Annotated in this window: 10 protein-coding genes and 1 rRNA gene; 8 read left to right on the top strand and 3 right to left on the bottom strand. The window is 46.3% G+C overall.

Annotated elements, in window-relative coordinates:
* Positions 1 to 5: 5 nt before the first annotated feature.
* The 4 genes from cpdA to parC all read left to right on the top strand — a co-directional run bounded on the left by cpdA (position 6) and on the right by parC (position 5,818).
* Positions 6 to 827, top strand: a complete 822-nt coding sequence (gene cpdA, locus DI392_RS17580; protein ID WP_245884126.1) for a 3',5'-cyclic-AMP phosphodiesterase — start codon at positions 6 to 8, stop codon at positions 825 to 827.
* Positions 828 to 830: 3 nt separating this feature from the next.
* Complete coding sequence (yqiA, locus tag DI392_RS17575; protein WP_109321001.1) at positions 831 to 1,409, top strand: esterase YqiA; 579 nt, start codon at positions 831 to 833, stop codon at positions 1,407 to 1,409.
* A gap of 251 nt (positions 1,410 to 1,660) precedes the next feature.
* Positions 1,661 to 3,547: a DNA topoisomerase IV subunit B gene (gene parE, locus DI392_RS17570; protein WP_109321000.1), complete on the top strand. Its 1,887-nt coding sequence runs from the start codon at positions 1,661 to 1,663 to the stop codon at positions 3,545 to 3,547.
* Positions 3,548 to 3,550: 3 nt separating this feature from the next.
* The gene (gene parC, locus DI392_RS17565) at positions 3,551 to 5,818 is read left to right on the top strand and encodes a DNA topoisomerase IV subunit A (protein ID WP_109320999.1); all 2,268 of its coding nucleotides are present in this window, start codon (positions 3,551 to 3,553) and stop codon (positions 5,816 to 5,818) included.
* 53 nt (positions 5,819 to 5,871) lie between these two features.
* Here the strand turns inward: parC and degS are convergent, their stop codons facing one another.
* The 3 genes from degS to zapG form a co-directional block, all read right to left on the bottom strand.
* On the bottom strand, positions 5,872 to 6,942 hold the full coding sequence (degS, locus tag DI392_RS17560; RefSeq protein WP_109320998.1) for an outer membrane-stress sensor serine endopeptidase DegS: 1,071 nt from the start codon (positions 6,940 to 6,942) through the stop codon (positions 5,872 to 5,874).
* Between the two features lie 180 nt (positions 6,943 to 7,122).
* Positions 7,123 to 8,490, bottom strand: coding sequence for a Do family serine endopeptidase (locus DI392_RS17555; RefSeq protein ID WP_109320997.1), 1,368 nt, complete (start codon positions 8,488 to 8,490; stop codon positions 7,123 to 7,125).
* A 115-nt stretch (positions 8,491 to 8,605) separates the two neighbouring features.
* Positions 8,606 to 9,043, bottom strand: coding sequence for a Z-ring associated protein ZapG (gene zapG / locus DI392_RS17550; protein WP_109320996.1), 438 nt, complete (start codon positions 9,041 to 9,043; stop codon positions 8,606 to 8,608).
* Between the two features lie 447 nt (positions 9,044 to 9,490).
* On the opposite strand from zapG, the gene rplM reads away from it, so the two are divergent.
* The 4 genes from rplM to DI392_RS17525 form a co-directional block, all read left to right on the top strand.
* Positions 9,491 to 9,919 carry a 50S ribosomal protein L13 gene (gene rplM / locus DI392_RS17545; protein WP_109320995.1) on the top strand — a complete coding sequence of 143 codons (429 nt, stop codon included), beginning with the start codon at positions 9,491 to 9,493 and terminating at the stop codon, positions 9,917 to 9,919.
* Positions 9,920 to 9,934: 15 nt separating this feature from the next.
* The gene (rpsI, locus tag DI392_RS17540) at positions 9,935 to 10,327 is read left to right on the top strand and encodes a 30S ribosomal protein S9 (protein ID WP_042480501.1); all 393 of its coding nucleotides are present in this window, start codon (positions 9,935 to 9,937) and stop codon (positions 10,325 to 10,327) included.
* A gap of 248 nt (positions 10,328 to 10,575) precedes the next feature.
* Positions 10,576 to 11,829 (top strand): cyclic di-GMP phosphodiesterase, encoded by a 1,254-nt coding sequence (locus DI392_RS17535; RefSeq protein WP_109320994.1) that lies wholly within the window; start codon positions 10,576 to 10,578, stop codon positions 11,827 to 11,829.
* A gap of 548 nt (positions 11,830 to 12,377) precedes the next feature.
* Positions 12,378 to 12,501, top strand: a 16S ribosomal RNA gene (locus DI392_RS17525); the annotation flags it as partial.

Genomic DNA, 12,501 nt, shown 5'->3' with positions numbered 1-12,501 from the left:
GAATCTTGGAAAGGAAAACAGAAGATACAGAGAGCCAGAGTATAAAGCTGTTACAGATAACGGATACTCACTTATTTTCCACTTCTGATGGTTGTCTGCTCAGTGTGAATACATTAGACAGTTTTCACGCCATTATTGAAGAAATAAACAATCAGCAGATACCCTTTGATGGAATTATCGCGACGGGTGATATTTCTCAGGATCACAGCGAGCGTTCATATCAGCGTTTTGAACAGGGCATAGCCTCTCTAGAAAAGCCTTGTTACTGGTTACCGGGGAATCACGATTATAAACCGGGCATGCAAAGTGTACTGCCATCGCCTCAGATCCAGACAAATACTCATGTTCTTTTAGGAGAGCATTGGCAGATGATTTTACTGGACAGTCAGGTTGAAGGCGTGCCTCACGGTAAGCTGAGCGAAGAACAGCTGACTTATCTGGACGATAAACTGGCCGAATATTCTAACCGGCATACACTGGTATTATTGCATCACCATTCGGTTTTGGTTGGAAGTTCCTGGTTGGATCAGCATACCCTGTATGAACCGGAAAAATTCTGGCAGATTATTGAAAAGCATAATAACGTAAGTGCTGTTTTATGTGGGCATGTACATCAGGAGTATGACTCTATGCATGCGGGGGTACGGGTAATGGCTTCGCCTTCCACATGTGTTCAGTTTAAACCTGATTCAACCGATTTTGCGCTTGATCCTCTGTCTCCGGGATGGAGAACATTAGAGTTATTGAAAGACGGTAGTGTTGCGACACAGGTGTACCGGCTTGGAGACGGACGTTTTCATCCTGATTTCAGTGCCAGTGGGTATTGAGTGATGAAAAAACCATCGTTGTTAATCTATATTCACGGTTTTAACAGTTCCGCTCAATCACATAAAGCCAGTGTTATTTCGGATTATTGTGTGCATAACCACCCTGACATTCACGTCGTGATTCCTCAGGTTCCCGCGCTCCCGGGGGATGCGGCCGTATCTCTGCGCAAATTGGCGGAGAAATATAAAGATACTCATAATGTTGGCCTGGTAGGCAGCTCTCTGGGCGGATATTTCTCCATCTGGCTGAATAGTCTATACGGCTTTAAGGCGGTGTTAGTCAATCCTGCAATCAGGCCTTATGAATTATTGCCGCTGGGCGAACAACTTAACCCCTATACGCAAGAGCAGTATGTACTGGAAGAAAAGCATATTTCAGAATTAAGAGCGCTGGATATCGAAAATATCTCTGAACCCGCTGATCTCTGGGGATTACTTCAGGAGGGGGATGAAGTTCTTGATTACCATCAGGCGGTGGAAAAGCTGACAGGGGCGAAACTGACGGTGGAAGATGGCGGTAATCACAGCTTTGTTGACTTCGAGCGTTATATGCCAGCGATAATAGAGTTTCTGAATCTTTAAGTCTCCACCTGACTTCCGTCTGAATAATGGACTTAACGGCCAGAAAACGGGTGATATCCTCGGTGTAGCATCATAATTTTATCCTTTCCACCATGAACCTGCTTGACATAAGTGAACAGGTTCCAGAGTATGTTTCTTCTTACGAGTTGGTTGTTTTCTGTAAAACGCGCTTTTAAGTACCTAATTTTTTAAGTACAGATTTCTTTTCGTACATCGTTTAAGTACACAGTTTTGAGCACAGATTTCGTATTATGACTGAACAATATAATGCCGGGGCCATTGAAGTTCTTAATGGTCTGGAACCGGTACGCCGCCGGCCTGGAATGTATACCGATACAGTCCGGCCCAATCACTTAGGCCAGGAAGTTATTGATAACAGTGTCGATGAAGCCTTGGCTGGCCATGCATCTAAAGTACAGGTCATTCTTCATGCCGATCAATCATTAGAAGTGACTGATAATGGTCGGGGTATGCCTGTGGATATTCACCCGGAAGAGAAAGTCTCCGGTGTCGAACTGATCATGTGTAAGCTGCATGCCGGTGGTAAATTCTCCAATAAAAATTACCAGTTTTCCGGTGGCTTGCATGGCGTAGGTATTTCCGTAGTAAACGCTCTGTCAAAACGGGTCGAAGTTATCGTTCGCCGAGACGGTGAAGTGTATGAAATCGCCTTTGAGCACGGTGATAAAGTATCAGATTTAACGGTAACGGGTACGTGTGGTCGCCGGAATAAAGGGACCAGTGTCCATTTCTGGCCAGATGCCCAGTATTTTGACTCAGCTAATTTTTCTGTTTCAAGGCTGATTAATAATCTACGGGCAAAAGCCGTTTTGTGCCCGGGACTGGAAATTACCTTCACTGATAAAGTGAACGGCAATGATTACCGGTGGTTCTATGAAGATGGCCTGAAAGATTACCTTGCCGAAGCAGTGAAAGGCTACACCCTGCTGCCGGAAGAACCGTTTACCGGAGATTTTTCTGGTGAGACGGAAGCCGTTACCTGGGCTCTGCTCTGGCAGCCCGAAGGTGGTGAGCAAATTACGGAAAGTTATGTCAACCTGATCCCTACCGCGCTCGGTGGCACTCACGTTAACGGTTTGCGACAGGGGCTATTGGATGCCATGCGTGAGTTCTGTGAATTCCGCAACCTGCTGCCACGTGGTGTAAAACTGACTGGTGAAGATGTTTTTGACCGCTGTTCTTACGTTCTGTCGATCAAAATGCAGGATCCGCAGTTTGCCGGGCAAACCAAAGAGCGCCTTTCTTCCCGTCAGTGTTCCGCTTTTGTGTCTGGCGTGGTTAAAGATGCCTTTAGCCTGTGGCTGAATGAAAAGCCGCAACTAGCGGAGCAACTGGCTGAAGTGTGTATTGCTAACGCCCATCGCCGTATGCGGGCCAGCAAAAAAGTGGTGCGTAAAAAAATCGCATCGGGGCCTGCACTGCCGGGTAAACTGACCGATTGTTCCCAGCAGGATTTAACCAAAACCGAGCTGTTTCTGGTGGAGGGTGACTCCGCTGGCGGTAGTGCCAAACAGGCTCGCGATCGTGAGTTTCAGGCTATCATGCCTCTGCGGGGTAAGATTCTAAATACCTGGGAAGTATCAGCTGATCAGGTGCTGGCGTCGCAGGAAGTGCATAATATTTCCATCGCTCTGGGAATTGACCCGGACAGCGATAATCTGAGCGAGCTGCGCTACGGTAAGGTCTGTATCCTTGCGGATGCGGACTCCGATGGTCTGCACATTGCCACTTTGTTATGTGCTCTGTTTATCCGTCATTTCCCGGCGTTAGTTCATGCCGGGCATGTCTATGTCGCGATGCCGCCTTTGTACCGTATAGACTGCGGGAAAGAGGTGTTCTATGCGCTGGACGAAGATGAAAAAGACGGAGTTCTTGAACGCCTGAGTAAGAAAAAAGCCAAGATCAATGTACAGCGATTTAAAGGTCTGGGTGAGATGAATCCGATGCAGTTACGTGAAACCACGATGGATCCGAATACCCGTCGTCTGGTACAGCTGACCATTGATGACGCTGAACAGACCAACGAAATGATGGATATGTTGCTGGGCAAAAAACGGGCGGATGATCGCCGCTCCTGGCTACAGAGTAACGGTGACTTAGCAGAGGTTGAGGTATAACTGATGTCTACTGAAATGTCTTTTGATGGTGTTGAACAACTGCCTCTGCGTAAGTTTACCGAAGACGCTTATCTGAATTATTCCATGTACGTCATTATGGACCGTGCGCTCCCTTATATTGGGGACGGTTTAAAACCGGTTCAGCGACGTATCATTTACGCAATGTCGGAGCTGGGTCTTTCGGCATCCGCAAAATATAAGAAATCCGCGCGTACCGTGGGGGATGTGTTGGGTAAATACCACCCCCATGGCGACTCAGCCTGTTATGAAGCCATGGTACTGATGGCGCAGCCATTTTCTTACCGTTATCCGCTGGTGGATGGTCAGGGTAACTGGGGGGCACCGGATGATCCTAAGTCCTTTGCCGCCATGCGTTATACCGAAGCCAAACTATCGAAGTTTGCGGAAGTGTTGCTGGGCGAATTGGGTCAGGGCACCGTTGAGTGGCAGCCAAACTTTGACGGCACCATGCGCGAGCCGCAAATGCTGCCTGCTCGTCTGCCGCATATTCTGCTTAATGGAGTTACTGGTATTGCTGTGGGTATGGCAACCGATATTCCGCCGCATAATGTGCGTGAAGTGGCTGAGGCCGCTATCCATCTGATCGATAACCCTAAAGCTGAACTGAGTGATGTGATGAACTTTGTTCAGGGGCCGGATTATCCGACCGAAGCGGAAATCATTTCACCAAAATCTGATCTGGAAAAAATCTACCGTACCGGCAGGGGAAGTATTAAGGCCCGTGCGGTCTGGCACAAAGAAAGCGGTGATATTGTCATTACCGCACTGCCACATCAGGTTTCCGGAGCTAAATTGCTTGAGCAGATTGCCGGTCAGATGCGGGCGAAAAAGTTACCTATGGTGGATGACCTGCGTGATGAATCGGATCATGAGAACCCGACCCGTATCGTGATTGTTCCCCGTTCTAACCGTATCGATTGCGATCAATTGATGAATCACCTGTTTGCATCGACGGATCTGGAGAAGAACTTTCGGGTTAACCTGAATATGATTGGTCTGGACAACCGGCCTCAGGTTAAAGGTCTGGTGCAGATTCTGGCGGAATGGATTGAATTCCGCCGGGCAACCGTACGTCGCCGTTTGCAATATCGCCTGGACAAAGTGCTGGCTCGCCTGCATATCCTGGAAGGCTTACTGGTTGCGTACCTGAACCTGGATGAAGTCATTGAGATCATCCGTACAGAGGATGAACCGAAAGCGGTATTGATGCAACGCTTCGGTATCTCCGAAATTCAGGCTGATGCCATTCTGGATACCAAGCTGCGCCATCTGGCGAAGCTGGAAGAAATGAAGATCCGGGGTGAGCAGGAAGAGCTGGAAAAAGAACGCGAGAAGCTGGAAACGCTGCTTGGTTCAGAGCGACGGATGAATACCCTGCTGAAGAAAGAACTGAAAGCGGATGCCGAGAAGTATGGCGATGACCGCCGTTCACCGCTGGTGGAACGTTCCGAGGCTAAAGCTCTGACTGAGCGAGACCTGGTTCCGAGTGAACCGATTACGGTGGTTCTGTCTGAGAAAGGGTGGATTCGTCACGCAAAAGGGCATGAGGTGGATGCGGAAAGTTTGAATTATAAATCCGGAGACCAGTATTTGGCCCATGCGCGAGGTAAGAGTAATCAACAGGCGGTATTCCTTGGATCGGATGGCCGAAGTTACTCTCTCGAATCCCATACCCTGCCTTCGGCCCGCAGCCAGGGTGAGCCGATCACAGGTCGTCTGAATATTAGCGAGGGCAGCTCTGTCCGGCAGGTCCTGATGGGAGAAGATGATCAGTTATGGCTGGTCGGTTCCGATGCTGGCTACGGATTTGTCTGTAAGGGTGCAGACTTGTTGTCCAAAAACCGCAGTGGTAAAGCTCTGGTCAACCTGCCGGAAAATTCAGAACTGATGCCTCCGATGGCTATTTCTGATGTTGAGCAGGATGAAATACTGGCGATCACCAATGAAGGCCGAATGCTCCTGTTCCCGATTAAGGATCTGCCACAGTTGGGTAAAGGGAAAGGGAATAAGATCATCAATATTCCTTCGGCAAAAGCGAAAGCAAGAGAAGAGTTTGTCTCTCATCTGGTCCCACTGGCGAAAGACAGTACGGTGACTCTGTATGCCGGAAAACGAAAGCTGGGGCTGAAGCCAGCTGATCTGGATAACTTCCGCGGTGAACGGGGACGGAGAGGCAGTTTGCTTCCTCGTGGATTACAGCGGGTAACGCGTATTGATATTGAGGTTCCTCAGGAAAGTGTTGAGGAGTAACGCTTTGAGAGTGTATTAAAAAGAGCCGGGAAACCGGCTCTTTTTGTCTCTGGCTATTCTTCTGGTAATTCACCGACGACAACGGGAAGTGTGATGGTTTCCCCCTGACGCAGCACGGTGAACTCAGCGGTTGAACCCGGCCTCAGACCGGTAACGATATCCATGACGCTGATCCGGCCATTCACTTTTTCTCCATTGATGCTCAGAATCACGTCCTGTTTTTCGAATCCGGCTTTAGCGGCAGGTCCTTCGGGATCAATACCCAATACGATGATGGCTCCGGTATAATCCCCGCCCAGAAGGCGGGATGCCATAATATTAACATCCTGACCATCAATACCGATATAACCGCGAACCACCCGTCCATCAGCAATAATTTTCTGCATGATAGTATTGGCTAAATGGTATGGTATGGCGAAAGAGATACCATAGGTTTCCAGATCCGTGGCTTGCTGGAACGAAGCGGTATTTATTCCGACCAGTTCGCCCTGTGTATTCACCAGAGCCCCCCCTGAATTCCCGCGGTTAATGGCTGCGTCGGTCTGAATGAACGCTTGCCTGCCATCTGCGCTGATGGAAGAACGGCCGGTGGCAGAGATAATACCAAATGTTGTGGTCTGCCCCAGATTATAAGGGTTACCAATAGCAAGAACGATGTCACCGACTTTTGCCTCATATTCCGGGTTGAGAGGAATCACGGGAAGGTTGGTCATCTCAACTCTCAGAATAGCGAGATCAGTACGGCGGTCTTTACCAACCAATTGAGCGGCAGCAAAGCGGCCATCCTGAGTCGCAACCAGAATCTGATCAGCCTGAGCAATCACATGGTAGTTGGTAATGATATATCCCTTTTCGCTAACGATAACGCCTGAGCCCAACCCCTGAGTTTGTAGTTTGGAGCGATCTTCCGCAGTGTATTGGCGGCTATATATATTGACGACGGCAGGTGCCGCGCGTGAAACCGCATTACTGAATGAAATCTGCAGGCCTTCAATATTGCTGTTATTTCTCTCTGAAAGATCAGCAATAATATCGATGTTGGAACGCAGAGAAGGGACAGCAAGCAGCACCAGAGCCGCCGTTGCCAAACCTAATATGATTGAGCGCAGTAAAAAATTCAGCATTGATCTCTCAAGGGTAGGTGATCATCTAGTGTTTTTAAGAATATCACCTTAGAGTAACTAATTGAAAGATATGAAATGTGACAAGAACAGTAATGATGGGTAAAAAGTAGACAGATATCCGGATAGCTAACAGACTCAGGAGCGGCGGATAACCGCCTGCATCCCGAGTCTTTACTGAGGTTACCGAACGACCAGGTAGATACTTCGATCGCCACGTTGAATATTAATGGCGAGTATTCCAGGTTTCTGTTCAAGAATCGCACGCAGTTCAGCCAGGTTGCGAACTCTTACTTTATTGATACCAACAATAATATCTCCAGCCTGAAGCTGGTAGGCTTCGGCTTTAGATCCTTTTTCTACATTGGTGACTTTGACTCCTTCAATAGGGTCGCTGTCCGTGGTATTGGTTAGCTCAGCACCACTTAAGCCTTCATGCAGGTGTGCGGCTTTCGTCTTACTTTCTGTTGCTTCACCCAGTACCACATCAAAGGTTTCAGAATCACCATCACGGATAATCCCGAGGGACACTTTTTTACCGGCACCCAGAGTGGCTATTTTAGCTCTCAGCTCACCAAAGGTACTGACTTCCTTACCATTGATAGAGATGATGATATCACCAGCCTTCAAGCCAGCTTTATCAGCAGCACTATCTGGTACGACCTGGCTCACAAACGCCCCTTTACTGGATTCATAGCCCAGTGCTTCGGCAAGCTCAGAAGTCACTTCTCCACCCTGTACGCCCAGCATACCCCGTTTAACCTCACCGAATTCCAGGATCTGCTCTGTCAGGTTTTTCATCATATTGGAAGGGATAGCAAATCCAATCCCGATATTGCCTCCGTTAGGCCCAAGAATCGCGGTATTGATACCGATAAGATCCCCATTAAGGTTGACCAAAGCACCACCCGAGTTCCCACTATTGATGGCAGCATCAGTCTGGATAAAGTTCTCGAAGTTCTCGATATTCAGACCACTGCGACCGAGAGCCGAGACTATGCCTGAAGTGACGGTCTGACCAAGGCCAAATGGGTTACCGATAGCCACGGAGAAGTCACCCACCCGGATTTTGTCAGAGTCAGCAATACGAATTTGGGTAAGATTTTTCGCCTCTTCCAGTTTTAGCAGGGCGATATCCGACATCTTATCACCGCCAATCAGCTCCGCATCGTATTCACGGCCATCGTGAAGTTTTACACGGATTGAATCGGCCCCGTTAATCACATGGTAATTGGTGACAACATGTCCCTTCTTCGCATCAATGATGACGCCAGACCCTAACCCTCGGAACGGTCGTTCCTGAAGCTGCTCAGTTGGGAACTCGTCACCAAAGAAGAAACGGAATGCGTCTGGTATACGTTGCTTTGATACTTGCTTCCCTTCTACAGCGATACTCACGACTGCCGGGGTAACCTGCTCAAGCATAGGAGCCAGGCTGGGAAGTTGTTCGCCATTTACAGCCAGGGGCAGTGCAGCTGTTGCAGGCATTGGTGTGATGATTGAACTTAAGCTTAGTGTTAGGGCTGTAAGAGCCAGCAAAGGTTTTTTCATCGTTTACTCCTCGTTGTTTTTATGTGGAGTATGACTGAAAAAACTTTCGCTAGTTCCGAAAAAAAGAGCCCATTATATGAAAAGTCAGATTGCTAAAATGTAACGTTAATAAAACTTATGAAGCATTAATGACTTTATCTGCGGACAATGTTTCTTTTGATTCGCCTTTAAATAGTCCGGTAGCACCCTTTGCGTAATCCTTTGGCGGCTGATCAGTATCGTTTTTCTGTGCATCCGAATGGTCTTCTGGCAGAGATAATGCGTGGGTAAAAGGTTTGTCCTGTTCAGGAAGATCCGGAAGCATATCTGATGCAGTGGTCTCCATATGCTGATAAAGGCGTTGATAACTTTTACCCAGGCTATCCAGCATATCAGACGTATGAGCAAAATGATCAGCCAGTTCCTGGCGTTGTTGCTCCAGGGCAAACTTTGCTGCATCTAATTCTTTTTGCATTTGTTTATGCTTTTTATACTGGGGCGTTTTAATCCGGGCAATGATGATTCCAAAAATTGCCCCGACAAGTAAGCCTATCAGTCCGTAAATCCAAGGCATAACTGCTCCTTATAGTGGTAATAGAGGATATGTGTTCTTCAAAATTAGGGGGTGTTTGTCATGCGGAGTAAACCGCTTCCATAAATTATCTTACACATAGGTTTCATAGTGATTCTATCCTCTGGCAATACTACTATGAGCTTTCAGGCAGATAAAGAAAATCTGACTTACTATAAAGAATAGTGTGTCAGAGGCTGAAGTGTGCTGCCCGGTTCAAGTTAAATAGGTTCTGACGGTCAGTGAGTGGGTTATTTTTTTGATGGATATGCATAAAAAAAGGTGATTTTTTCTTCACTCTTCTCTATAATCCTGCGACCCACCGTTACTGCAGTCTCTTTTTGAGGCGAGAGTGCCACCCACTCGAAGGGGTGATGACTGGGCTCTTAGACAGTGGGAGCGTAACTGCTCCTTAAGTGTAAAATTTTAAATTAACGGGTTATTGTTAGCATGAAAACTTTCGTTGCTAAACCAGAAACTGTAAAACGCGACTGGTACGTTGTAGACGCTGAAGGTAAAACTCTTGGTCGTCTTGCAAGTGAAATTGCATCTCGCCTACGTGGCAAGCATAAAGCTGAATACACTCCTCACGTTGACGCTGGTGACTACATCATCGTAATCAATGCTGAGAAAGTTGCTGTAACAGGTAACAAAGCAAAAGCTAAAACTTACTACCGTCACTCTGAATTCCCAGGTGGCCTAAAGTCAATCACTTTTGATAAGCTGATCGACCATAAGCCTGAGATGGTAATTGAGCTGGCTGTTAAAGGTATGCTACCACGTGGTCCTCTTGGCCGTGCTATGTACCGTAAGCTGAAAGTTTACGCTGGCGCTGAGCACAACCACGCTGCTCAACAACCAAAAGTACTAGACATCTAATTGGGGATTATCGAAATGGCAGAGAATCAATACTACGGCACTGGCCGTCGCAAAAGCTCAGCTGCTCGCGTTTTCATTAAACCAGGCAGCGGTAACATCGTAATCAACAAGCGTAGCCTTGATGAGTACTTCGGTCGTCCAACTTCTCGTATGGTTGTTAAACAACCTCTAGAGCTAGTTGAAATGGTTGAAAAACTAGACCTATACATCACTGTTAAAGGTGGTGGTATCTCTGGTCAGGCTGGTGCTATCCGTCACGGTATCACTCGCGCTCTGATGGAATACGATGAGTCTCTACGTCCTGCTCTACGTGCAGCTGGTTACGTTACTCGTGACGCTCGTTGCGTTGAACGTAAGAAAGTTGGTCTGCGTAAAGCACGTCGTCGTCCACAATTCTCTAAGCGTTAATTTTCTTCGGAAAATGGCTCCGATTTATTCGGGAGTTTGTGGTGCAAAAGCTCGGTTTTTACCGGGCTTTTTTATTGCCTGAAATTTGTGCTATAAGTAATAGATTGGCTTGTTATTCCTCATTTTATAAATAGCGCCTAAAAGTAAGAAATATTGAGCTTTATGTGTGCTTTAAGGTGATGATTTTAGATAGTCAGTTAGTTACAATCATTTGTTAGTGTTGAATAAACGGAAGTACATAGGGAAAAGTGGCCAGTATTAAAATCACTGTGGATAGAATTCGACCAGGGCTTCATATTCGTCTCCCTGTAAAGTGGAATGAACATCCATTTTTGTTTAATAGCTTCAAACTGAAGTCTCAGGAGCAGATCGATATGATCAAACACCTGGGCATTCAGTATGTGTATGTTGATCCCAATCAGAGTGATACAACGCCATTACCTGTTAATGAAAAAGCGGATCAAGGCGATCAGGACAAAAGCGAAATTGATCTTGAAACCAAAAAAATGTGGGAAGAGAAGCAGGCCCGCATTGATAAGCTCAATAAATACCGGCGTAAGGTAATCCGGTGTGAAAAAGAGTTTGAACGTTCTCTTTCACAGCTTCGTTCAGTGATGAGCAAAATCCGTAACCGACCAGAAACAGCCGTCGATGAAGCCCAGGCGATGGTTGACGATATCGTTGATAAGCTGCTTTCGGAAGATAGCGTTACCCTGCACCTGATGAATGGAAAAAGTGAGTTTGAAGATATCTATTTTCATTCATTGAACGTGTCTATCATTTCAATGATGATTGCGAAGTCTAAAGGGTATAACAGCAGACAGATAAAAGAAGTCGCTTTTGGCGCACTGTTCCACGATATAGGCAAGATTAAAGTCCCAACCGCTATTCTTAGAAAGACGACAACTCTGACCGAACCCGAGAGCAACTATTTAAAGTTGCATACTAAGTATGGGTTAGATATTGCGTCTAATATTCCTGATTTTCCAGAGAGTGGAAAAAAGATAATTACTGAACATCATGAGCATATGGATGGGTCTGGTTATCCTGACGGGCTTAGAGAAGAAGCGATCGATGAGTTTGCACAGATTGTTTCAGTGGCAAATGCTTATGATAACTTATGCCATAGTAACATCGTATCTGAGCAAAAAATTCCTTATACCGCACTTTCGCATCTCTATAAGAACTGTAAACATCTATACAATGTTGAGAATCTCAATATTCTGATTAAGTTCATGGGAGTGTACCCTCCCGGTACAGTGGTGCAGTTATCCAATCAGATGGTTGGCTTAGTCATCTCGGTAAATGCCAACAGTATATTATTCCCTAATGTTCTGCTTTATGATCCAACCGTTCCCCGTACCCAGGCACCTATCCTTGATCTTGCTGATAAAGAGATAAAGATAGAAAGTGCTATTTTACCCTCGCGCTTGCCTGACCAGGTAAGAGAGTACTTGAATCCAAGATCGCGTATATCCTACTTCTTCGATACGGACAATTAACCTTATATCTATCAACTTATCCACAGCTATTTGTGGGTAAGTTGTGCTTTCTCAGTGTGTTTTCCTGTATATCAGATGAACCTTAAAAATATCCCATTTTTGTCAAAAAAAGGGTTGCCAAGCTAAAACATATCCCTATAATGCGCTCCTCGTTGGCACGGCGAAGTAGAGAAAAGATACTTCAACTACCAACAGGCCTAAAGCCAAGATGATGTTTGCTTTCACCGATAAGGTGGAAAAATAAAAAAGCAAAAAAAGTGGTTGACACGATAAGTTATCTAGCTAAAATGGCCGCCCACTTCGAAAGAAAGCCTGAAAGGCTTAAAAGTAATAGTTTACTGACTGACGAAGTTGCTCTTTAACAATTTAAACCTATCAATCTGTGTGGGCACTCGTTGATGATAATCAAATGAGATACTTCGGTATCAAATTAGGTTTCAATGAACTGAGTGACCAATTCAAGTCGAAAGACTTGGCACAGTCAATTCACAGTCACTATTCGCAAGAATAGGGAATGTAATCAGTATTCATTGAGCCGACAAAATCTTAAATTGAAGAGTTTGATCATGGCTCAGATTGAACGCTGGCGGCAGGCCTAACACATGCAAGTCGGGCGGAAACGACATCAACAATCCTTCGGGTGCGTTTATGGGCGTCGAGCGGCGGACGGGT

The organism is Vibrio albus (genome assembly GCF_003144035.1).
GTDB lineage: Bacteria > Pseudomonadota > Gammaproteobacteria > Enterobacterales > Vibrionaceae > Vibrio > Vibrio albus.
This window is presented reverse-complemented; position numbering and strand designations above follow the sequence as displayed.

Excerpts from the sequence above, each read along its gene's own strand:
- yqiA (WP_109321001.1), top strand. The coding sequence starts at position 831 with ATGAAAAAACCATCGTTGTTAATCTATATTCACGGTTTTAACAGTTCC.
- parE (WP_109321000.1), top strand. The coding sequence starts at position 1,661 with ATGACTGAACAATATAATGCCGGGGCCATTGAAGTTCTTAATGGTCTG.
- parC (WP_109320999.1), top strand. The coding sequence starts at position 3,551 with ATGTCTACTGAAATGTCTTTTGATGGTGTTGAACAACTGCCTCTGCGT.
- degS (WP_109320998.1), bottom strand. The coding sequence starts at position 6,942 with ATGCTGAATTTTTTACTGCGCTCAATCATATTAGGTTTGGCAACGGCG.
- DI392_RS17555 (WP_109320997.1), bottom strand. The coding sequence starts at position 8,490 with ATGAAAAAACCTTTGCTGGCTCTTACAGCCCTAACACTAAGCTTAAGT.
- zapG (WP_109320996.1), bottom strand. The coding sequence starts at position 9,043 with ATGCCTTGGATTTACGGACTGATAGGCTTACTTGTCGGGGCAATTTTT.
- rplM (WP_109320995.1), top strand. The coding sequence starts at position 9,491 with ATGAAAACTTTCGTTGCTAAACCAGAAACTGTAAAACGCGACTGGTAC.
- rpsI (WP_042480501.1), top strand. The coding sequence starts at position 9,935 with ATGGCAGAGAATCAATACTACGGCACTGGCCGTCGCAAAAGCTCAGCT.